General features: G+C 64.5%; 19 protein-coding genes. 10 read left to right on the top strand and 9 right to left on the bottom strand.

What is annotated here, in order from left to right; translation table 11 throughout:
• The 4 genes from EI545_RS16535 (at window position 1) to EI545_RS16550 (ending at window position 4,445) form a co-directional block, all read left to right on the top strand.
• A complete protein-coding gene (locus EI545_RS16535; RefSeq protein WP_125326479.1) occupies window positions 1-2,928 on the top strand; it encodes a helicase-related protein in 2,928 nt (975 codons plus the stop codon).
• Between the two features lie 3 nt (window positions 2,929-2,931).
• Window positions 2,932-3,255 (top strand): RNA-binding S4 domain-containing protein, encoded by a 324-nt coding sequence (locus EI545_RS16540; RefSeq protein ID WP_125326480.1) that lies wholly within the window; start codon window positions 2,932-2,934, stop codon window positions 3,253-3,255.
• Between the two features lie 52 nt (window positions 3,256-3,307).
• Window positions 3,308-3,646 carry a ferredoxin FdxA gene (gene fdxA, locus EI545_RS16545; protein ID WP_125326481.1) on the top strand — a complete coding sequence of 113 codons (339 nt, stop codon included), beginning with the start codon at window positions 3,308-3,310 and terminating at the stop codon, window positions 3,644-3,646.
• 289 nt (window positions 3,647-3,935) lie between these two features.
• Window positions 3,936-4,445 carry a CarD family transcriptional regulator gene (locus EI545_RS16550; protein WP_125326482.1) on the top strand — a complete coding sequence of 170 codons (510 nt, stop codon included), beginning with the start codon at window positions 3,936-3,938 and terminating at the stop codon, window positions 4,443-4,445.
• Between the two features lie 76 nt (window positions 4,446-4,521).
• Here EI545_RS16550 and EI545_RS16555 read toward each other — a convergent pair whose 3' ends face one another.
• Together EI545_RS16555 and EI545_RS16560 are read right to left on the bottom strand one after the other, a co-directional pair.
• Window positions 4,522-5,073 carry a hypothetical protein gene (locus tag EI545_RS16555; RefSeq protein ID WP_125326483.1) on the bottom strand — a complete coding sequence of 184 codons (552 nt, stop codon included), beginning with the start codon at window positions 5,071-5,073 and terminating at the stop codon, window positions 4,522-4,524.
• Window positions 5,074-5,153: 80 nt separating this feature from the next.
• Complete coding sequence (locus EI545_RS16560) at window positions 5,154-5,750, bottom strand: riboflavin synthase (RefSeq protein ID WP_125326484.1); 597 nt, start codon at window positions 5,748-5,750, stop codon at window positions 5,154-5,156.
• A gap of 158 nt (window positions 5,751-5,908) precedes the next feature.
• Here EI545_RS16560 and EI545_RS16565 point away from each other — a divergent pair, with 158 nt between their 5' ends.
• The 3 genes from EI545_RS16565 to EI545_RS16575 all read left to right on the top strand — a co-directional run bounded on the left by EI545_RS16565 (window position 5,909) and on the right by EI545_RS16575 (window position 10,462).
• Window positions 5,909-7,189 carry a capsule biosynthesis protein gene (locus tag EI545_RS16565; RefSeq protein ID WP_125326485.1) on the top strand — a complete coding sequence of 427 codons (1,281 nt, stop codon included), beginning with the start codon at window positions 5,909-5,911 and terminating at the stop codon, window positions 7,187-7,189.
• Window positions 7,190-7,272: 83 nt separating this feature from the next.
• Window positions 7,273-8,415: a polysaccharide biosynthesis/export family protein gene (locus EI545_RS16570; RefSeq protein ID WP_125326486.1), complete on the top strand. Its 1,143-nt coding sequence runs from the start codon at window positions 7,273-7,275 to the stop codon at window positions 8,413-8,415.
• A 7-nt stretch (window positions 8,416-8,422) separates the two neighbouring features.
• Window positions 8,423-10,462 carry a capsular polysaccharide biosynthesis protein gene (locus EI545_RS16575; RefSeq protein WP_125326487.1) on the top strand — a complete coding sequence of 680 codons (2,040 nt, stop codon included), beginning with the start codon at window positions 8,423-8,425 and terminating at the stop codon, window positions 10,460-10,462.
• Between the two features lie 20 nt (window positions 10,463-10,482).
• Here the strand turns inward: EI545_RS16575 and EI545_RS16580 are convergent, their stop codons facing one another.
• The 5 genes from EI545_RS16580 to EI545_RS16600 all read right to left on the bottom strand — a co-directional run bounded on the left by EI545_RS16580 (window position 10,483) and on the right by EI545_RS16600 (window position 16,530).
• Window positions 10,483-11,829 carry an MATE family efflux transporter gene (locus EI545_RS16580; protein WP_245990141.1) on the bottom strand — a complete coding sequence of 449 codons (1,347 nt, stop codon included), beginning with the start codon at window positions 11,827-11,829 and terminating at the stop codon, window positions 10,483-10,485.
• Window positions 11,830-11,886: 57 nt separating this feature from the next.
• Window positions 11,887-12,855 (bottom strand): nickel/cobalt transporter, encoded by a 969-nt coding sequence (locus EI545_RS16585; protein WP_125326488.1) that lies wholly within the window; start codon window positions 12,853-12,855, stop codon window positions 11,887-11,889.
• Entirely contained in the window at window positions 12,840-13,493 is a 654-nt protein-coding gene (locus EI545_RS16590; protein ID WP_125326489.1) for a DUF1007 family protein, read from the bottom strand. The genes EI545_RS16585 and EI545_RS16590 overlap by 16 nt, the downstream gene beginning before the upstream one ends.
• Before the next feature lie 79 nt (window positions 13,494-13,572).
• On the bottom strand, window positions 13,573-14,502 hold the full coding sequence (gene ppk2, locus EI545_RS16595; RefSeq protein WP_245990143.1) for a polyphosphate kinase 2: 930 nt from the start codon (window positions 14,500-14,502) through the stop codon (window positions 13,573-13,575).
• Window positions 14,503-14,757: 255 nt separating this feature from the next.
• Window positions 14,758-16,530 (bottom strand): bifunctional helix-turn-helix transcriptional regulator/alpha/beta hydrolase, encoded by a 1,773-nt coding sequence (locus EI545_RS16600; protein ID WP_125326491.1) that lies wholly within the window; start codon window positions 16,528-16,530, stop codon window positions 14,758-14,760.
• A 115-nt stretch (window positions 16,531-16,645) separates the two neighbouring features.
• Between EI545_RS16600 and EI545_RS16605 the strand changes: the two genes are divergently transcribed.
• Complete coding sequence (locus tag EI545_RS16605; RefSeq protein WP_125326492.1) at window positions 16,646-17,305, top strand: glutathione S-transferase family protein; 660 nt, start codon at window positions 16,646-16,648, stop codon at window positions 17,303-17,305.
• A gap of 130 nt (window positions 17,306-17,435) precedes the next feature.
• On the opposite strand, the gene EI545_RS16610 is transcribed toward EI545_RS16605, so the two are convergent.
• Window positions 17,436-18,044 (bottom strand): DJ-1/PfpI family protein, encoded by a 609-nt coding sequence (locus tag EI545_RS16610; RefSeq protein WP_125326493.1) that lies wholly within the window; start codon window positions 18,042-18,044, stop codon window positions 17,436-17,438.
• A gap of 283 nt (window positions 18,045-18,327) precedes the next feature.
• Complete coding sequence (locus tag EI545_RS16615) at window positions 18,328-19,212, bottom strand: NAD-dependent epimerase/dehydratase family protein (RefSeq protein ID WP_125327641.1); 885 nt, start codon at window positions 19,210-19,212, stop codon at window positions 18,328-18,330.
• A gap of 120 nt (window positions 19,213-19,332) precedes the next feature.
• On the opposite strand from EI545_RS16615, the gene parE reads away from it, so the two are divergent.
• Both parE and EI545_RS16625 read left to right on the top strand, forming a co-directional pair.
• Window positions 19,333-21,282, top strand: coding sequence for a DNA topoisomerase IV subunit B (gene parE, locus EI545_RS16620; protein ID WP_125326494.1), 1,950 nt, complete (start codon window positions 19,333-19,335; stop codon window positions 21,280-21,282).
• Window positions 21,279-22,073, top strand: coding sequence for a hypothetical protein (locus EI545_RS16625; protein ID WP_125326495.1), 795 nt, complete (start codon window positions 21,279-21,281; stop codon window positions 22,071-22,073). The genes parE and EI545_RS16625 overlap by 4 nt, the downstream gene beginning before the upstream one ends.
• The last annotated feature ends 410 nt before the right edge of the window (window positions 22,074-22,483 follow it).

Here is a 22,483-nt window from a genome sequence, read left to right on the forward strand (position 1 = left end):
ATGGACGCCCCGCGGCGGGTGACGGCGGTCCTTGGGCCGACGAATACCGGCAAGACCCACCACGCGATCGAGCGGATGCTCAGCCACCGGACCGGCGTGATCGGCCTGCCGCTGCGGCTGCTTGCGCGTGAGGTGTATGACCGGATCGTCGCCAAGGTGGGCCCCTCGGTCGTGGCGCTGGTGACGGGCGAGGAGCGGATCGTCCCGGAACGCACGCAGTACTGGGTCTGTACGGTCGAAGCGATGCCGCTGGAGATCGGTGCCGATTTCGTCGCGGTGGACGAGATCCAGCTCTGCGCCGATGCCGACCGGGGGCATGTGTTCACCGACCGTCTGCTGCGCGCGCGCGGCCTGCATGAGACGCTGTTTCTGGGGTCCGATACCATGCGCGGGGCCATCGCCGGGCTGGTGCCGCATGTGACGTTCCTGAAGCGTGAGCGGATGTCGACGCTGACCTACTCAGGTTCGAAAAAGATAAGCCGGATGCCCCCGCGCAGTGCAATTGTCGGGTTTTCGGTTGAAAATGTATATGCCATCGCTGAGCTGATCCGGCGGCAGAAGGGCGGCTGCGCGGTCGTCATGGGGGCGCTCAGCCCCCGGACGCGCAATGCGCAGGTCGCGCTCTACCAGAACGGCGATGTGGACTATCTGGTAGCCACTGATGCCATCGGCATGGGCCTGAACCTTGACATCAAGCACGCGGCCTTCTCTGCCACCGCCAAGTTCGACGGACGCCGGATGCGCCCGCTTTACCCGCAGGAACTGGCCCAGATCGCCGGACGGGCAGGGCGGCATACCGAGGATGGCACCTTTGGCGTGACGGGCGACGTGCGGCCCCTGGATGAGGATCTGGTCGAGGCCATCGAGAACCACCGCTTCGCCCCGGTCAAGAAACTGCACTGGCGCAACGAGCAGATGGATTTCGGCACTGCCGACCGGCTGATCCGCAGTCTGGAATATCCGACGTCGAACGAATGGCTGACCCGTGCGCGCGATGCCGATGATGTGCTGGCGCTGAAGGCGCTGTCGGCCCTGCCCGAGGTGCAGGACCGCCTGACCGAACCCAAGCGGGTGCAACTTCTGTGGGACGTCTGCCGGATTCCCGACTTCCGGTCCACGGGCGGGGCGGAACACACCACGCTTTTGACCCGCATCTTCGAGTTTCTGGTGGGGCGCGGCCTTGGGGGCGGGCGGATCCCTGCCGACTGGCTGGCCAAGGCCATTGCAAGGATCGACAAGACTGAAGGCGATATCGACACATTATCGCGCAGACTGGCGTATATACGGACGTGGACCTACGTTACCCAGCGGAAAAACTGGGTAGAAGACGAAAGCCATTGGCGGGATGAAACGCGCGCTGTAGAAGACCGCCTGTCGGATGCCCTGCATGCGGCGCTGACGCAACGATTTGTCGACCGGCGGACATCTGTCCTCCTCCGCCGGTTGAAGCAGAAGGAGGTCCTCGTGGCCGAAGTGAACGACAAGGGCGAAGTGACGGTCGAAGGCGAATTCGCCGGCAAGCTGGAAGGCTTCCGCTTCAAGCAGGACGCCAGCGCCACGCCCGATGCCGCGCGCACATTGGCGCAGGCGGCGATTCAGGCCCTGAAGCCCGAATTCCACCTTCGCGCCGACCGCTTCTACAACGCCCCGGACACCGAGCTTGATTTCACCGAACAGGGCGGCCTGATGTGGGGCAGCAATGCGGTTGGCAAGTTGGTCAAGGGTGCCGAAGCGGCCAAGCCTTCGGTCGAGGCCTTTGTCGACGAAGAGGCCGGGCCTGACGTGGTGGAAAAGGTCCGCCGCCGGTTGCAGCATTTCATCGACCGCAAGGTGGCCGCCCAGTTCGACCCCCTGCTCGCCATGGCCCGGGATGAGGGCCTGACGGGCCTTGCCCGCGGCTTTGCCTTCCGTCTGTCCGAAGCGATGGGCGTTCTTCCCCGCGATGCCGTTGCGTCCGAGGTCAAAGAGCTGGACCAAGAGGCGCGCGGCGCCCTGCGCAAGCATGGTGTGCGCTTTGGCCAGTTCACGGTCTTTCTGCCCGCGCTTTTGAAGCCCGCGCCCACCCGGTTGCGGTTGGTGCTGTGGTCGCTTTGGAACGGCTTGCAGGAATTCCCCGAAAGCCCGCCGCCCGGCCTTGTGACCATCCCCAACATGGCCGAGGTGCCAAAGCAGCACTACACACTGGCTGGTTACCACCCCGCAGGCACCCGTGCGATCCGCATCGACATGCTGGAACGTCTGGCCGACATCCTGCGCCAGAAGGACAGTCGTGCGGGATTCGAGGCGACGCCGGACATGCTGTCGATCACCGGCATGACGCTGGACCAGTTTGCCGATCTGATGGCCGGCCTTGGCTACAAGGGCGAAAAGGGCGAGCGGGTGAAGGTCAAGACGACCGAGGCACCAAAGGCCCCGGAAATCTCGGCCGAGGCGGCTGCGTCGATTGCGGCGGGCGTGCCGATCCCGGAGGAAGTTTCGATCCTGGCGGCACCCGTCGAGCCGCAGGATGAGGCTGCGACCGAAGCCGCGCCCGAGATGGAGGCGTTCTACACCTTCACTTGGGCGCCAAAGCCGCGCTTCCAGCGGCCGGAACGTGCGCCACGCCCCGAACGCAAGCCACAGGCCGAGGGTGAGGCGCGCGCGCCCCGCAGCGACCGCCCGCAAGGGGATCGTCCGCAGGGCGACCGTCCACAGGGTGATCGTCCGAAGGGCGACCGCCCACAGGGGGATCGGCCAAAAGGCGACCGTCCGCGCGGCGACCGCCCGAAAGACGGGCAGCGGCCCGACCGCAAGGGCGACCAGAAGGGTGGCAAACCGCAGCGCGACGAGCGGCAGAAATCGTTCGAGGCCCGCCCGCCGCGCAGCGAAAAGCCGATCGACCCCGACAACCCCTTTGCCGCGTTGCTGGCGCTGAAGGGCAAGGTCTAAGGTTTGGCTGGGCCTTCGGGCAAACCGAACCCTGGGGCTGTCCCGCGCCTGCGGCTGGACAAATGGCTGTGGCAGGCGCGCTTCTTCAAGACGCGCGCCCTTGCCTCTGACATGATCGACGCGGGGTCGGTTCGGGTGAACGGCACCCGCGTTACCCGGCCCGGACGCGATGTGGCGCAGGGGGACGTGCTCACCTTCCCGCAAGGCACGCGAATCCGGGTTATCCGCATCCTTGCGCTGGGCCAGCGTCGCGGCCCGTCGACCGAGGCGCAGGCGCTTTACGTCGACCTTGAACCGCAACCAGACATGCCGGACCCGCTTGAATGATCCGGCTGCCTGCTCTAGCTAGCTGTCAAACGATCCGCTTCAGGGCCTTCTCATGACCTATATCGTCATCGATAACTGCATCGCCTGCAAATACACCGACTGCGTCGAGGTATGCCCGGTGGACTGCTTCTACGAAGGCGAGAACATGCTGGTCATCCACCCGGATGAATGCATCGATTGCGGTGTTTGCGAACCCGAATGTCCCGCAGATGCGATCCGCCCGGACACCGAGCCGGATATGGAACAATGGGTGACCTTCAACCGCAAGTATGCCGTGCAATGGCCGGTGATCGTGACCAAAAAGGACCCGCTGCCCGGCTATGAAGACCGCGACGGCGAGACTGGGAAGCTGGCGAAGTACTTCTCGGAAGCGGCGGGTTCTGGCGGCTGACGCAGGTCCGATTCGCAAGCCACAGGCGCCACGAATCGGTGAGTCTGGCGAAACTGTTTTCGTTTCAACGCCTTGGCGCAAAAGCCTGCCCGTAGGCACCAGTTGGAATCAGCGGTATTTTGTGTTATGGTTTGTTCACAAACAAGCATGGAAGCCTGATATACGGCTTAGCGCAAAGCGCCTGGGCCTTATTTTTTTGTGACAATTGGGATCTGCGCGCCAAGACAAAGGGTCTTGGCTGCGATACCTTTGTCCCGAAGACCGGCTTCCCATCTGGGGATTGCGCTGAATGACCAAACTGAAGAAGCCTGAGTTCCGTCCGAACGATTTCGTTGTGTATCCCGCGCATGGCGTGGGCAAGATCATCTCGATCGAAGAACAGCAAATTGCCGGAATTCAGCTGGAGCTCTTCGTTATCTCGTTCGAAAAGGACAAGATGACGCTTCGGGTTCCCACCCACAAGGCAACGGAAATCGGCATGCGTGCCCTTTCGGCGCCGGATGTGGTGACCAAGGCTCTGGACACGCTGAAGGGCAAGGCCAAGGTCAAGCGGGCCATGTGGTCGCGCCGCGCGCAGGAATATGAACAGAAGATCAACTCGGGCGACCTGTTGTCGATCGCCGAGGTGGTCCGCGACCTGCACCGCGCCGATGACCAGCGCGAACAAAGCTATTCCGAGCGTCAGCTGTACGAAGCCGCGCTGGAACGCCTGACCCGCGAAGTCGCGGCTGTGTCGGGTGTGGATGAGGCAGGTGCAGCCAAGCAGGTCGACAGCGTCCTCGTCGGTCGCGCGGCCTGATCTTTCAGCACCGGGAATGCAGAAACGGCGGTCTCTCGGGGCCGCCGTTTTCATTCCGCGTTGTGCATTGCCCGCCTTAGCCGAAGTACCGCTCGGCCGGCAGATAGCCCGCCAGCCGCCCCGCCGCGCACCACTCCCGTTCCAGCCCCAGGTCGCCGACCAGAATCACCTGATCCCCCGGGACCTTGCCCAAGGCGGCGCGCAGCTTTTCCCGCATCTCGCCAAACCCGGCCAAGGCAAACGGCGCCGGATGGGACCCGTCCAGCGTGTCGGGATTGGCGGCCTCCAGCATGCCTGGCGTCAAGGGCGCCACGGCCAGGGCCAACCGTCCACACTGCACAGTCGCAAGCTTTGCGGCCCGGTCCGGTGGCATCACCGGGCGCAGCACGGAAACCCGCAGGGCGTTCGACGAAAACAGAAACGCCACCACATCATGCCCCGTCGCCGCCCGCACGCTGGCGTAGGTCCGATACTCCAGCCCCAGCTCTTTCGCCCGCCTTACCCGCAGCCGCACAACCTCGATCGGCAGGGTCGGCAACAACTGCTGTCGCGCGGCGGTCCAGCACTGCTTGCGCCAGCTGACCCCAGGTTCCAGCGACGGGCCGCGATTATGACCAAAGTGATTCAAATCCAGCTTCCTTTCTGGACAAACATCCCACGGGAGGTTCGGAGGGTGTGAAATCCTCCGGGGCCGACCAGAGGCGCAAGTCAGTCGTATTCGCGCAACCGCGCCACATAGCGCGCCATCGTATCAACCTCCAAGTTCACGAGGTCGCCCACGGCCACCTCGCCCCATGTCGTTGCGCTTTGCGTATGGGGGATGAAGTTCACCCCGAAGTCGCGCCCTGCAACCTCGTTCACGGTCAGCGAGGTGCCGTTCAACGCCACCGACCCTTTCGGCGCAATGAACCGCGCCAGGGCATCGGGCGCGCGGAAGGTCACCCGGACTGACCCGCCCTCGGGCCGCACGCCCACAACCTCGGCCAGCCCATCGATGTGGCCGGACACGATATGCCCGCCCAGTTCATCCCCGACCTTCAGCGCGCGTTCCAGGTTCACCCGCTTGCCCGGGTTCCAGCCGCCAAGGTTGGTCTTGGACACCGTCTCGCCCGAGATTTCGACGTCGAACCAGTTTTCCGGATCCGACCCCAGCGCCACGACGGTCAGGCAGACGCCGTCACAGGCAATGCTTGCGCCAATGTCGATGCGGCCGGTGTCATAGCGCGTGGCGATGCGCGCGCGCAGATCGCCGGTTACCTTGGTTTCGACGATCCGGCCGATGTCGGTGACAATTCCGGTGAACATGGCAGCCCCCTTTGCGTTTCCATGGACCTAGCCCTCGATCCCCGACCGTGCAAGGGCGCGCCAAGCATGCCTGCCATGAAGTCTTCATCCTTTCTCAAAAATTCCGCTGTAGTTCCGGTCCACGCAGGTGCAAGAAGATCACAGACCTGGGATCGCCCGTGAGACAGACCGAACGCCATTTCCTGTTCCTGCAAGGGCCGCATGGCCCATGGTTCCACAATCTTGCGGCCCTGTTGCGCAGGGCGGGGGCACAGGTCTGGCGGGTTGGGTTCAATCTGGGCGACCGGGTGTTCTGGCCCGGCCAAGGCTATATCGCCTTCAAGGGCCGTCAGGACGCATGGCCCGACACTTGCGCCGATCTGATGACACGGCACCGGATCACCGACCTTGTGGTCTATGGCGATACAAGGCCGATCCACGCGCAGGCCGTGGCTTTGGCCCGGGCGCGCGGCATCACCGTCCATGTGTTCGAGGAAGGCTATCTGCGCCCCTATTGGGTGACCTATGAACGCGGCGGCGCGAACGGGCATTCCCGGTTGATGCAGCTGACCGTCCCGCAGATGCAGGATGCGCTGGCTCAGGTGGATCTTGACCTGCCCGACACCCCCGCCACTTGGGGCGACATGCGCCAGCACATGTTCTGGGGCGCGCTTTACCATGGCTGCGTGGCACTGGGATTGCGGGCCTACGCCAATTTCCGCCCGCACCGGACCCTGACTGTCGGGCAGGAATTCCAACTGTATCTCAAGCGGTTCCTCTTGATGCCGCTCCACCGGCTGGAACGCCGGCTTGCCACGCGCCGGATCCGGCGCAGCGGGTTTCCCTATCATCTGGTGATCCTGCAACTGGAACATGATGCCAGCTTTCGCGACCATTCCCCCTTTGCCACCATGGCCGAGTTTCTGGAGGTCGTGATGGCGGGATTCGCCAAGGGTGCAGCGCGGCACCACCATCTGGTGTTCAAGGCGCATCCCCTGGAAGACGGGCGCGTGCCCCTTGCCCGCGACATCCGCCGCCTTGCCGCCCGGCACGGGCTGGCGGGGCGGGTGCATTTCGTGCGCGGCGGCAAACTGGCTGAGCTACTGAACGATGCCCGGTCCGCCGTCACGGTCAACTCCACCGCCGGGCAACAGGCCCTGTGGCGCGGGCTGCCCTTGCGCAGTTTCGGGGCAGCGGTCTACGCCAAGCCCGAGTTCGTGTCCTCCCAGCCCTTGGACGTGTTCTTTGCCGCGCCAGAGCGTCCCGATACCCGCGCCTATCGCGACTATCGGCACTTCCTGCTGGAAACGTCGCAGGTCGTGGGGGGCTTCTACTCGTCGCGCGGGCGACGGGCACTGCTGCGGCAGGTGGCGGACATGATGCTTGCGCCGGATGATCCCTATCAGGCGCTGCAGTCCGGCACAGCGGCACCGCGGCAACAGTTGCGACTCGTCCGGTGATTTCCGAATCGTGTGCTGGCTATAAGGGCCGCGGTTCGGTAGTTTTCGACCAGAAAAGCAAGAAACAGGCAGAGGTTCAGTTGGTGCGCTTCACGGGTTCAAGGATGGCCAGGGCAGTTGCGCTGCTGGCAGCGGTTTCCATGGTTGCCTCCTGTGGATTGCCCAGATCCGGCCCTAGCAAACGCGAACTCCTTGCCGGGTCGGTCGAACAGGACGGCGACGCCTACATCGTGAACGTTACGCCAGCCGTATCGCGGGCCACGGCGGTGCAGCCCAGCTTCGGTTTCAGTTCGGCCTTCCAGAACGCTGGGCTGGTCGGGTCGGATACATTGGCCTCGGGCGACATGCTCAGCATCACGGTCTATGAAAACGTGAAGGATGATCCGCTGCTGGGCAACACCGGGCAGCGCGTGTCAGCCCTGGCCAATGTGCAGATCGATGGGCAGGGGTTCATCTTCATCCCCTATGCCGGGCGCATCAAGGCGGCTGGTCAGACCCCCGAAGGATTGCGTCAGGCGATCACGCGGCAGCTGGAAGACCAGACCCCCGACCCGCAAGTCACGGTGGCGCGCGTTGCTGGTGACGGTGCCACGGTCTCCATCTCCGGGCAGGCGGCCGGCAATGGCGTCTACCCGATCGAAGCGCCGACCCGGACGCTTGCCACCATGCTGGCAAAATCGGGCGGCGTGGCGATCGACCCGGGCATGGCCATCGTCCGCGTCACGCGCGGGCGGCATACGGGCAAGATCTGGTTGACGGACCTTTACGAAAAGCCCGGCCTCGACATCGCGCTGCGCCCCGGCGACAAGATTGTAGTCGAGGAGGACAGCCGCAGCTTCGTCGCCCTTGGCGCGACGGGCGGCCAAAGCCGGGTGCCCTTTGAATCCGAGACGATGTCGGCGCTTGAGGCGATTGCCACCGTTGGCGGGCTGTCCACCGCCTCGGCCGATCCGACGGGCGTGTTCATCCTGCGCGATGAGGATGAGGCGATTGCCAATGCCGTGCTGGGCCGCAGCGACCTGATCGGGGATCAGCGGATCATCTATGTGCTTGACCTGACCACGCCGACCGGCCTGTTCGAAGCGCGCGACTTTCAGGTCCGCGACGGCGATACGCTTTATGTGACCGAAGCGCCCTTCGTGCAGTGGCAAAAGACGCTGTCGGCCATCACCGGCACAACGGGCGCGGCCTCCAACATCGCCAATACTGCCAATACCGGCAACTGATCGCGCCATGTCGGGCGCGGTCGGGCCAGAGACGCTGCCGGGGGTGCCCCGGCGGCTGTGGCACCAGAACCTGTCCCTTTTGCGCGACCGCCGCCTGCACCGGATGCTTGACCTTGCCGGGCATGAGCTGCGGTTCGGTCTGCCCGCCGCTGGCGACGGGGTTCTGGTCTGGGGTCGCAGCCCGACGGCCTGGCGGGGCGAGGCGATTGCCGCGCGCCGCCATGCCCCGCTGGTCCGGGTTGAGGATGCGTTTCTGCGGTCGGTCCATCCCGGCCGCGCCAGAAGCGAACCGCCCCTTGGCCTGCTGATCGATCCGGTCGGTGTGCACTTCGACAGCGCCGCGCCATCCCGGATGGAGCAGATTCTGCAGGCGACTGACTTGCAGAATTCAAACCTTTTGGCTCGCGCGGAAGCCAATGTTGCGCGAATTCGGCAACTCCATTTGTCAAAATACAACAATTTTGACCTTTCGCTCCCGACCCCCGACCCCGGCTTTGTGCTGATCGTCGATCAGACCAAGGGTGACGCCTCCATCCGTCACTCCGGCGCAAGTGAGGTGACGTTTCGGGCCATGCTGGACTGTGCCCTGCGGGACCATCCCGAAGCGCGCATCGTCATCCGCACCCATCCCGAAACTGCCGCACAGTTGCGCCCCGGCCATTTCGGTCCAGCGGATGCCGGGGTCCGGGTGACGCTGCTGACAGCGCCCGTCTCGCCGCATCATCTGCTGGCGGCAGCGGCTGAGGTCTATACCGTCTCCTCCCAACTGGGGTTTGAGGCGATCCTGCACGGCCACCGCCCCCGGGTCTTTGGCCAGCCCTTCTATGCCGGCTGGGGCCTGACACGGGACGAACAGCCCATCACGCGGCGCAATCGCCGCCTGACCGCAGAACAGCTGTTCGCCGGGGCCATGCTTTTGGCGCCCCTCTGGTATGACCCCTGCCGTGACCGTCTCTGCCCGCTGGAAGACGCGATCGACCAGCTTGAGGCGCAGACGCGCGCCTTTCGTGAGGATCGGCACGGCCATGTCGCCGCCGGAATGCGGCTATGGAAACGGTCCCGCCTGCAGGCCATTTTCGGCGTTGAGCGGCCGTTGCGCTTTCGCTATGATCCGGCTGCGGCGGACAGGCTGGCGGTGGCAACAGGCCGCAACCTGCTGATCTGGGCGGGGAAGGAACCCTATGGGTTTGACCCCAAAGCCCCCTGTCTGCGGGTGGAGGATGGGTTCCTGCGGTCTCGCGGGCTGGGGGCGGACTTGGTTCCGCCCCTGTCGGTCGTGACTGATGATCTGGGGATTTACTACGATCCCAGCCGCCCCTCGCGACTGGAGGCGTTGATCGCGTGCCCCCTGCCGATGGGCGGCAGGGAAAGGGCGATGGCGCTTTTGGAACGGGTGCGGGCCGCGGGTGTGTCGAAATACAACCTGCCCGCAACGCCTTTGCCGCCGCTGCCCGAAGGGTACCGGATTCTGGTGCCGGGGCAGGTGGAAGACGACGCCTCGATCCGCAAGGGGGCGGGCGCGGTGCGGACCAACCTTGGCCTGTTGCAAGCCGTGCGCGTGGCAAACCCCGGGGCGGTGGTGATTTACAAGCCGCACCCGGATGTCGTGGCAGGCCTGCGACCCGGGGCCATCCCGCCCGAGGTGTTGGCTGGGCTGGCGGATGCCGTCCTGCCCCTGGCCGACCCGGTGGCGCTGTTGGCTGAGGTGGCCGAAGTCTGGACCATGACCTCGCTTCTGGGGTTCGAGGCGCTGATCCGGGGCGTGCCCGTCACCTGCCTTGGTGCACCGTTCTATGCCGGGTGGGGTTTGACTCGGGATCAGGCTCCAACGCCCGCCCGGCGCGGGACGGCGGACCTTGCCACGCTGGTCCATGCCACCCTGATCGCCTATCCGCGCTACTGGGACCCGGTCAGCCGCCAGCCCTGCCCACCAGAGGTTGTGCTGGACCGGCTGTCCAGCGGCACGATCCCGGCCCCCGGGGCGCTGAACCGGTTGGTGGCAAAGGCTCAGGGTCTTTTCGCCAGCTATGCCCACCTTTGGCGTTAGGGCCGGTCTGGTCTGGGGCGTCAGCGCACCAACCGCCAGAACCGCCACATCAGGCTGACCGCCGCGCAGACCAGCCCCACGACCAGCCCAAGCCACAGGCCCACCCCGCCGAAGCCCAAGGGAAAGGCCAGCACATAGCTGCAGGGGATGCCGATCAGCCAATAGCTGACCGCCGCCAACCACATCGGCACCCTTGTATCCTGCACGCCACGCAGCAGGCCAAGCGCCATGACCTGCAGCGCATCCGCCAGCTGGAACAGGGCCGCCAGCATCAAGAGCACCGACCCATAGGCCAGAATTGCGGCGCTTTCCGGTTTCTTCAGATCCAGAAACAGCGAGACAATCGGTTCCGGCAGCGACACGAACAGGACGACTGACGCCACGGCCACCCCGGTGGAGATCGCCACCGCGATCTTCGCCGCCGCCTTCAGGGCCACCCGGTCACCGCGCCCGTCAAAGCGGGCGATGCGGATTGTGGCCGCACTCGACAGCCCGACATGCAGCATGAAGGTCAGCGCCGCCACCTCCAGCGCGATGCCATGCGCGGCCAGTTCCACCGTGCCGATCCAGCCCATCATCAGCGCCGAGGCGTGGAACAGCCCGCCCTCCGCCAGCCCGGTCAGCCCGATGGGGACGCCCAGCCGCCAGACCAGCCGCATCGCGTGCCAGTCCGGCCGCCAGAAACGCTGAAACAGGTGGAACCGCCGCAGGCTTGGCAACAGGCCCGCGTAAAGCCCCAGCGCCAGCAGGGACAGGACCTGAACCGTGACGGTCGCCACCGCAGCCCCTTGCGCGCCGAGTTCTGGAAGGCCCCAGTTGCCGAAGATCAGCGCATAGTTGACCGTGACGTTGACCCCCACGGCGACCAGCGTGACCCACAGCACGATCTGCGTCCGCCCCAGCGCCGAGAGATAGCTTTGCAGCACGGTCACCACCAAGGCCGGAACAAGGCCAAGGCCCACAAGCCGCAGATAGCTTTCGGCAATGGCGGCAACCTCGGAATTCTGCCCAAGGGCCAGCAGGATCGGTCCCGACCACCAGAACACCGGAAAGACCAGAACCCCGAACAGAATCGAAAGCCAAATCCCCATGCGCGTGTCGCGGCGCACCTGTGCCTCGTCCCCGCGGCCAAGCGCTGCGGCGACCATTGGCATCACTGCCTTGGCAAAGCCTGACCCAAGCACATAGACGATGAAGAACGACGACGCCCCCAGCACCACTGCGGCCAAAGGCACGACGCCATAGCGGCCCATCATCACCACGTCGGTGACATGCAGCGCCATCTGCGCCAGGTGTGAGCCTGCCAGCGGCAGACCCAGCGCCAGCGTCTCGCGCGCGTGGGTCGAGGGGGTCATGGGGGTTGTCATGGCGCCGGATTACGCTGCCATCGGGCGGTTCACAAGTCGGCGCGTGTCCCGTGGTGCCTAAAAAACAAGCAGCCACAGGGCGGTGATCGCGATCACCCCGCCAAAGGTCACCTCGACGATCGGCAAGGCGCGGGCGATCCGGCCGCCGCCAAGCCCTTGCAGCGCGCCCTCGCGGGCCCAGACGGCAAGGCCGGCGACAGTCACAGTGACCAGCGCCGTGCCAAGGCCCATGACAAAGGCCCCGACGATCCCGGCCGCAGCAATCCCCAACTGCCAGGTCAGGATCAGCACGAACAGCGCCCCCGTGCAGGGCCGCAGCGCAATGCCCGCCACCAAGGCCAGCGCATCGCGCCAACCGGTCAGTCGGCTGACTTGCTCCAGCGTCGGGCCATGGGCGTGGCCACAGGTGGCGCAATGGGCGTCATGGTCGTGGTGCCCGTGGTCGTGGTGAGCGTGGTCGTGGTGGTCGTGGTGGTCATGGTCATGGTGACCGTGGTCATGCGAATGCCCATGCCCGGCGCCTGCCGCGCCACCTGCCGCCCGCAGCCCCCTGACCCCGCGCCAGACCAGCCACAGCCCCAAGCCCGCGATCATCGCGTGGCTGGCCGGGGCCATCCAGCGGTCGGCGGCCCCCTCGACCGCTTGCCGTGTCAGGCCCAGCACAGCTACCGCTGCATAGACGAGGCCCACCGCCACCGCCGCCTGCGCAAGGCTTGAGGCGAGCGCCAGACCGGCCAGCGGCCCCATCGGCACCCGCCGCGCCACGCCATAGCCGCCGATCAGCAGCTTGCCATGCCCCGGCCCCGCCGCATGCAGCACGCCATAGCCGAAACATACCGCCCAGAATGCCGCCAGCGCCCCCGGCTCGCCCCCGCGCAGGGCACGGATCGCGCCGGCCAACCGGTTCTGCGCGGCTTCCTGCGCACCCCGCAGCCAGCCGGCCAGGCCATCAAGCCCCCCAGTCAGCCACAGGACGGCGATAACCACCACGAGCGCCAGCCCGCCAAAGCCTACTGCGCGGCGCATGTCACGCGGACCTCTTCGGCATAGTTCTTGCCGACGGCAGGATAGCTCATCTCAACGTCCGCATCGGGGGTGAATTCCTGCAACGCGGCCAAGAGCGCCTCATCCGCAGCATCCAGATCGGGAACGAAAGTCTCGGCCACACAGCCCGCGCCGCCCGTCAGAACCGGGTCATGCGCGATGGTGTAGGCGGTGTAATAGCCCGGATCATAGACTTGCACGATCAGCGGCGCGTCACCCAACGGGACCGGAGCATCGAAGACCCGCACATGCGAAGACGTGATGCGCCCCGCATCGTAACCTGCGGTCCAGTCCTGCGGCCCGGACAGCGCGAGTTCGGCGTCCTTCATCAACACATAGGTATCGCCCGCAAAGCCCGGAATCCAGTTCATGTCGAACCCGGACAATTGCGCCTGTTCCTCGGGTGTCAGCTTGCCATCCCAATCGGGGTCCAGACCCATGTCGCCAACGATGTAGAGCGAATAGAGATCATCGTAGGTCCAGCTGATCCGCACCCCGGTGGCGGCATTGTCGGCGTTGATCAGCACCTCGACCTTGGTGTCGATGAACACATGCGGATGGGACAGGGCAGGGCCTGCGCCCGCCACCATCATGCCGCCGATCAGGACCCATCGCTTCATGCGTGCGAACCTAATGTTCCCCGGCGCCCGCGCCAAGGGGCGTCCGTGTCACGGTGGCAAGCCCCCGCCTGAGCCGGGGTCAACCGCGCTGCATTGCCGGGTGGGTCGCCGCTTCATAGATGTCGGGCACCGCGCCCAGCACTTGCGCCGCACGCCCCACGATCAGCGGGTCCGGCACGCCGATCGCCGCGTGATCCTTGTTGGGGTAATCGACCGTCGACAGGAAATGCTTCATGCAGTTCAGCCGCGCGCGTTTCTTGTCATTCGACTTGACGATCACCCAGGGCGCATCGGCGGTGTCGGTGTAGAAGAACATCGCCTCTTTCGCCTCGGTATAGTCGTCCCAGCGGTCAAGCGATGCCTTGTCGATGGGGGAAAGCTTCCACATTTTCAACGGGTCGGTCTCGCGGGCGACAAAGCGGGTGCGCTGCTCTTCGCGGGTGACGCTGAACCAGTATTTGTGCAGCCTGATGCCGGATCGGACCAGCATTCGCTCCAGCTCGGGTGCCTGGCGCATGAATTCAAGGTATTCGGACGGGGTGCAGAAGCCCATCACCCGCTCGACCCCCGCGCGGTTGTACCAGCTGCGGTCGTAGAACACCATTTCCCCCGCCGTGGGCAGATGCGCGATATAGCGTTGAAAGAACCACTGGCCCTTTTCCACGTCCGACGGTTTGGACAGCGCGCAGACCCGGGCATAGCGCGGGTTCAGATGTTCCATGAACCGCTTGATCGTGCCGCCCTTGCCGGCAGCATCGCGGCCTTCCATCAGGATGACGAACTTCTGCCCGGTCTCCTGCGCCCAGATCTGGACCTTCAGAAGCTCGGCCTGCAGGCGGGCCTTTTCCGCCTCATAGGTTGCCCGGCCCATCAGGCGGGCGTAGGGGTACCGACCGGATTCAAAGGCTTGCCGCAAGGGTGCGGTGCCAACTTCGGGGAAGTGTTTCGGCCCGCTGGCCGCCGCGGTGTCCGTCTGCGCGACGGTAATCTCTGCACTGGTGTCTTCCAATTGCCCCTCCCGTGACCTGTCCGGGGTGCATATTGGCACAGAATGCAGATTTTCGCTTTGATCGGGGTCAAATGTGACGGTGTCTGCAGTCGGCCCCGAAAAACCAAGCGGGGCGGCAGGGTTCCAGTACCCACCGCCCCTGTATGAAGAAGGTCTGTCGCAAAGCCTTTGTCGCCAATATCGCGCGACAACCCATGGCTACCAAATCCCGCCGGATGGCGCATACCCCAACTGCGGTAGGCGGCGAGGTCTTCGTCAGGCAACGTCGCTGCGCGCCATGTGTTCAACGGCGTCCAGCACCTGCGGCCATTCCGCCATGAACAGAAGCTGTCCGGTCCCGGGCAGAAACCGAACCTCAAGCTGCGGATACTCTGCCGCCAGTTCGCGGATCGTCGCGACGGGCGACTGCGGGTCCTGATCGCCCTGCAGGAGCAGGACCGGCACCCGGACCGCACGCACGACGTCGGACCAGTCCTTCTCGGACCCGATGCATTCCGCCGTAAAGGCCGCATGAGCCGACCATTTCGCCGTCATGCAGATGTCCGACCCTTCCAGCACCGCGGCCCGCACCTCGGGCCGGTCAAAGGTTTCCATGTCGGCAGCACTGCCGCCGTTGACCTGACGGAAGAACGCCTCCTTGCCCAAGCGGCGGGCCAGACTGAAGCCTGCCTGCACAAGGAACGGCAGCACCTTCGGCGCATAGCGGGCATTGGCCAGAATGAAGCGCTGCCACTTGTCCATCCGGTCATACTGGGCCGCACTGCGCAGCGGCAGCTGGCAGGCCGCGCCGACGATCGCGCGGACAAGGTCCGGGCGCTGGATCGACAGGTTCATGGCAAAGCGCAAGTCAGCCCCCAGCGGAACGGCCACCGCGCCCTTGAGGCCCAGATGATCCAGCACCGCCGCATAGTCGCGCGTGACACCTGCCAGATGGTCAACCTCCCGAGGAAGCGGGTCGGTCCGGCCATAGCCCGCCCGGACCGGCACGATGATTCGCAACCCCCGGGCCGCCGCCGCACGCTCCGCCGTCGCGGGCCAGCGGATCAGCCCGAAATCAAGGTGCATGTACAAGACCGGCCGGCCGCGCGGATCGCCGAATTCAATCCAGGTCAGCCGCCGCCCATCCGTCCCCCGTATCTCGCGCAGGGCACGCCGCTCCAGAGCGCCGCGCGGTGGCAGGGCAGGGTCCGCCTGCACCGGGATCAGCGCCACGTCCATCAGCCCCAGCACAACGCGCACCAGTTCCGACTGGCTGTGCGTTTCGGTCTTGGCCAGCACCGACCGCACTTGTGTCCGCACCGTCTCGACCGACCGGCCCCGCGCTTCGGCGATGTCGCGCAGCGGCAGGCCCAGCGTCACTCCGCGCACGATCTCGACCTCGGCGGCGGTCAGCCCGAACGCCTCTTGCACCGTGACCTCGAACCCCTCCGGCCAGACCAGTTCCGTCGACACGACCAAGGCCAAGGGCCGCGCGCTGGACCCTTCCACCGGACTGACCCGCAGGATCACCGGGCTGCCCGTGGTCATCGACCTGATCCGCAGCGTCACGACCTTTTCCGCCTTCCGCGCCGCCACCCGGCGGATTGCGTCGGACAGCAGCACGCGATCTTCCGCGTCAAACGGCAGATCCGCGAAAGCGCCACCCTCTGCCACCCCGAACGCCAGCACGGCCGCCCGGTTGCACCCGGCCAGCCTTGTGCCGCCATCGCTCAGAAACGCGGCCGAGCGGGTGATATCGGCAAGCACCGTCCGGCTGCCCTGCGCCTGCTGGCTGGCATCGAACCGGTCCAGAAAGACCGTCGCCCGCTCCAGATGCGCCTCGATCTCGGGATCCTCAAGCTGGATCGCGCTTTCGACCGGGCCGACCCGCAGCGCCGCTGCCCGGCCTTCCCAGACCTCAAGCAATTCCTCCAGCCGGATCGGATCGACCGCGACATCGTACAACCGCTCAACAATCTCGGCCCGGTGGTCGCGATTGGTGAAAGCGGCGCTGGTCTGCGGTCTGGTGGGCGGTCTGGTTTCTGTCATGCCCGAAACCTGAGCCACTATGCGCGCCACATCAAGGGACCACTGCCCCACGGACCCCCCTTTTTCTTTGCCGGTTCAGGCTTTACGCTTGGCCCACACCGACAGGAGGTTTCGGATGATCACCCTTTACGGCGCTTTCCGGTCCCGCGCATCGCGCCCGATCTGGCTGCTTTACGAACTGGACCTTCCGTTCACGCATGTGAATGTCATTCAGGGCTATCGCCTGGCACAGGCCAGCGCGCCCGATGCCCCGCTCAACACCACCTCGCCTGCCTTCCTGAAGGTCAACCCGCTGGGCCAGATCCCGGCCTATGTCGAGGATGATCTGGTCCTGACCGAGTCGCTGGCCATCACCAACCACATCGCCCGCACGCGCGGCGGTGCCCTTGGTCCGCAAACGGCAGCCGAAGCCGCCCTGATGGATCAATGGACCTTGTTCGCCGTCACCGCGGCCGAGGGTCCGGGGCTGGAAATCATGAAGATCACCAACGACGGGGGCGACAAGACCGTCGAAGGCCAGGCCGCCATCGGCATACTGGCCGAGAGACTCCGCCGTCCCCTGAAGCGGCTGGAAACACACTTTGCCACCCATAGCCACCTGGTGGGAGAGCGCTTCACCGTCGCCGACATCAACCTGGCTGAGTGCCTGCGTTACGCGCAAAGCCACCCCACGCTGTTCAACGAGTTCCCGGCCGTGAAGACATGGCTGGAGGCGTGCCAGGCCCGCCCGGCGTTCAAGAAGATGTGGGCTGCAAGACTGGCCGAGCCCGTATAGCACCGGCAGGAGCGGGGGTTTCACACCCCCGCACCCCCGTGGGATATTTGGGGAAGAGAAAGCGCATAGGACGTGCTTGTTCAAGCGCGCATCTGCGAATTCAAACTGTCCCTGCTTTTGCTGCCCGGCATCACGCCAACCCGTGCATCTTGGCGAAGCTGTCCAGATCCCGATCCTTCTGCCAAGAATACTCGGCCCAGCCAGCCACTTTCTCGGCCGTTTCAGGTCCGTGCATCACGGCGATCGCGCCCAGCGCCATGTCCATTCCAGCCGATACGCCAGATGAGGTGATGAATTTTCCATCCTCGACCCAGCGTGCTTGTCGAACCCAGTGAACCTTCGGCCCTTGATCCGCGACCCATGCGAAGGCCATCTTGTTGGTCGTGGCACGACGTCCGTCCAGCACGCCCGCCTTCGCCAGAAGCGCGCTGCCAGTGCAAACGCTCAGACAGAACTCGCTGCATTCGGAGGCGCCCGCGATCCAATCGAGCAGCCGGGTATTGCCAACCTCACGCCGGGTTCCGGCACCCCCCGGCACGAACAAGATGTCGTAGGCAGGACCATCCCCGATGGTCGCGTCCGCGCAAGCCGACGGCCCCTGTCCGCTGCGCACCGGCCCGGCAGTCTCGGCCACAAGTGTAAGAGAATACGCGTCGTCAAGCAGGCCAAACATCTCCAACGGGCCGAAAACATCCAGCAACTCGAACCCCGGGAAAATCAAGGCGCCGATCCTGCGCATGGGATTGCCTTTGCCAAATCCGGCGACACGCGCCACCAGCCCAAAATCACAGAGGTGACGTCGTGCTGCAACCGGGATGTGTCAACACCCCGCGGAAGGCCAGGCCAAGCCGCGGGGTGTCTTTCCCTTCGCGGTCATCGGCGTCCCCGCCTGTACCGCCCGACCAACCTGCGACGATTCGAGTAAACACGCGATTAACGTTAACGCGCCTCTTCAAGAAGGCTTTCTCTTCAACAAATATCCCACGGGGGTTCGGGGGTGTGAAACCCCCGGCGACCTTGGCTCAGGGCACCTGTTTTTGCCAAGGATGCGCCTCTTTGAACCCCAGAACCTCCCGGATCTTCCGGTTCGACAAAAGCCCCTCCCGCTCTCCCACCGGCCGCGACAGCGGCACGTTCGGAAAGAACCGCGCCAGAAGTTCCGAATTCGGCTGCGGCACCGCGTTCTCATCATTCACCGCGTTGAACACCTGGAAGCCCAGCCCGTCCTTCTGCAGGCAGAGGTCTACGATCTGCCCCAGATCCCGCGCGTCGATATAGCTGAAGGTGATCCGCCGCCGCAGCCCCGGATCCTCAGCCAAGGGTGGGAAGAGAGTCGCATATTCATGAGGCTCCACCACATTCCCGATCCGCAAGGCATAGACATCCGCCCCGAACCGCCGCTGGAAGCTGCGCGCCGTGACCTCGTTCACCTTCTTCGACATGCCGTAGCTGTCCATCGGGTCGATGTCATAATCCTCCTCCAACGGCAGGAGCTTCGGGTCTACCACCCCGTCGCTGAAACACACCCCATAGGTCGTCTCGCTTGAGGCGATGATCACCTTCCGGATCCCCATCTTCAGCGCCGCTTCCAGCACGTTGTAGGTCCCTACCGTGTTCACCCGGTAGGTCTCGGTATCCGGCACCATCCCGTACCTTGGCACCGCCGCGAAATGCACCACGGCGTCAAACAGCTTCGCCGCCCCGTCCTCCATCTCCTCATAGCCCGCATGGGTCCGCATCGCCGAATAGACCTGCCCTGCGTCGCAGATATCGCCCGTCAGGTCATGCACCCCCGGAAGCCCCAGGGGCACCCGGTCAAAGTTCAGCACCTTATGCCCCTGCGCCACCAGATACGGCACCACATGCTTCCCCGCCTTGCCCGATCCGCCCGTGAACAGCACCCGCATCGCCAAATCCTCCATTGCTCGCTCCATACCTAGGCCACACCCCCTCGCCCGACCACCCCCTACATCTTGCGCCCCACCCCCCTCGGATGATCTAATGCCTGCAACAAGAAGGGTATCCCCATGAACGACCTCCTCTCCACGTCGCAGACCTACGACGCCTCGTCGATCGAGGTGCTTGAGGGGTTGGAACCCGTCCGCAAACGCCCCGGCATGTATATCGGCGGCACCGACGAACGCGCGCTGCACCACATGGTCGCCGAAATCCTGGATAACGCGATGGATGAGGCGGTGGCGGGCCACGCCAACCGGATCGAGCTGGAACTGCACGATGACAACTCCGTCACCGTGCGTGACAACGGCCGCGGCATCCCCGTCGACCCGCACCCCAAGTTCCCCGGCAAATCCGCGCTGGAGGTGATCCTTTGCACCCTCCACGCCGGGGGCAAGTTCTCCAACAAGGCCTATTCCACCTCCGGCGGCCTGAACGGCGTCGGCTCCTCGGTCGTCAACGCGCTCTCCGACCTGATGACCGTGCAGGTCGCGCTCAACAAGGAGCTTTACGAACAATCCTTCTCCCGCGGCATCCCCCGCGGCCCGATCGCAAAACTCGGCCCCATCCAGAACCGCCGCGGCACCACCGTCACCTTCCACCCGGACCCGGAGATTTTCGGCCACCAGACCCTGAAACCCGCCCGCCTCTACAAACTCGCCCGGTCCAAGGCCTACCTCTTCTCCGGCGTCGAAATCCGCTGGAAATCGGCCGTGGCGGACGGCGAGACCCCGCAAGAGGCCACCTTCCACTTCCCCGGCGGCCTGGCCCAGTACCTGACCGACACGCTCTCCAAGACCACCACCTACGCCGAACGCCCCTTCGCCGGGCGCGTCTCGTTTCAGGAGAAATACCAGATCCCCGGCTCCGTCGAATGGGCGATCAACTGGACGCCCGCGCAGGATGGCTTCCTCCACTCCTACTGCAACACCGTCCCCACGCCCGAGGGCGGCACCCATGAATCCGGCTTCTGGGCCGCCACCCTCAAGGGCATCAAGGCCTATGGTGAGCGGGTGAAGAACCGCAAGGCCGACCTCATCACCCGCGATGACCTTCTGACCGGCGGCTGCGCGCTCCTCTCCGTCTTCATCCGCGAACCCAGCTTCGTCGGCCAGACCAAGGACCGCCTCTCGACCGAGGAAGCCGCCAAATGGGTCGAAAACGCCGTCCGCGACCATTTCGACACCTGGCTTGCCGCCGACCCGAAATCCGCCGGTGCGATCCTCGATTTCCTCGTCCTGCGCGCCGAAGAACGCCTGCGGCGGCGTGAGGAAAAGGAAACCCAGCGCAAGACCGCCACCAAGAAGCTGCGCCTCCCCGGCAAGCTGACCGACTGCTCCTCCAAGACCCGCGAAGGCACCGAACTTTTCATCGTCGAAGGCGACTCTGCCGGCGGCTCCGCCAAAGGCGCCCGCAGCCGTGAGACTCAGGCCCTCCTCCCCCTCAAGGGCAAGATCCTGAACGTCCTCGGCGCCGCTTCCGCCAAGCTGAACGACAACTCCGAAATCCGCGATATCTGTGAGGCGCTGGGCACCGGCATGGGCACCCGCTTCAAGCTGGACGACCTGCGCTACGAGAAAATCATCATCATGACCGACGCCGACGTCGACGGCGCGCATATCGCGAGCCTGTTGATGACCTTCTTCTTCACCCAGATGCGCCCCCTGATCGACAAGGGCCACCTGTATCTCGCCTGCCCCCCCCTCTACCGCCTGACCCAAGGCGCGCGCCGGATGTATGTGGCCGACGATGCCGAAAAGGAGATCTGGCTCGCCAAGGGGTTGGGAGGCAAAGGCAAGATCGACGTCCAGCGCTTCAAGGGCCTGGGCGAGATGGACGCCAAGGACCTGAAAGACACCACGATGAACCCCCTGACGCGGAAGCTGATCCGGGTGTCGATTGACGAGGACGAACCGGGGATGACCGGCGATCTGGTGGAGCGCCTGATGGGCAAGAAGCCGGAACTGCGGTTCCAGTATATTCAGGAGAACGCCCGGTTTGTGGAGGAGTTGGATGTTTGAGTAAGAACATCTGGGTATCACTCGGCAGCCTTAAGGAGCACGAGTTTCGTTGTACACTCAGGCATCTCAAATCAACCGGACTCACTTGGTCAGAGATTTATTTGCGCCTTGGAGAGATCGAGAAATCGCTTCTTGGATCGATAGCAAAGACAGGAAGTCCACTAGTAGTCGGATTTCTCATCCTTACATCCTTAGCTAAGGATGGATTGGCTTCGATCACTCTGTTTGGCTATACTGCCAGTGTTCCCCTTGCGTATCTTGTCGCGCTTCTCGCAATCAACTACCATTTTCTGTTGCTATACCTGAACTCCACTTTGTCGATTATCTTCATACGATCAAAGGAAGGAAATAGGATAAAGCTATCGCGATTTTCGGCTCAAGCCTACGGCCTTTACAAAGGCCAAGATGAAATGGCCTTAGTGATTCCCATCGTCGCCACCAATTTCTTGAACGATCGCTTTAGAATCTTGTCCGTGATGGAATTCGCAACCATCTTCATAATTCTCATACTCGCAATGCCTTTGGCTGGCTATGCCGGCTTTCTTCTTTCGTGGCAGTATGAATTGGCTTTTGTTTCGCCCAGAAGCTTCTTGGAAGGCTTCACAGCGCTTCTCGCGCTAGTCGCCACATCAATTGCAATTGGATTTGCCATTCTTTTTCGCATCCCAATCCCAATGCGAAAGGACTCTTTTGGCATTCGATGGGGTTTCCTCTCGCGCTTGTATCCACTAGGCGGACACCCTCGAATACCGGAGTGGATTGCCGAAGAAGAGCAAAGGAAATCGAAGTAGGGGAAGTGCTGGTGCGAGCGAAGGGGTATGGGCGTTAGTGCCTCGCATGTGAGCTACCCTGTCAGATTTGCCCAAAACAAATCTGACCGCGCCCGACCCGCCCCCCCGGGGGCGGGCGCGATATATCGCCCCCACCCCCGCGTGCCGGTCGCGGTCAGATTTGCACCCCTGCGTTGCCCAAAAGACCCCGCCCCGGGCCTGACCCGGGGCCTCGTCTGACAGCCCGAGACCCCGCCTCAAGGCCGGGGTGGAATGCTCCGTGTAGGTCGGGCTTCAGCCCGACTCCGCCGCCCCGCGCAAGCGCACCCGCGCGTTCCCCATCAACTCCCCCCGGCACCGCAAGAAACCCCACCCCGGGCCCGACCCGGGGCCTCGTCTGACAGCCCGAGACCCCGGCTCAAGGCCGGGGT

This window comes from Tabrizicola piscis (assembly GCF_003940805.1).
Lineage (GTDB): Bacteria > Pseudomonadota > Alphaproteobacteria > Rhodobacterales > Rhodobacteraceae > Tabrizicola > Tabrizicola piscis.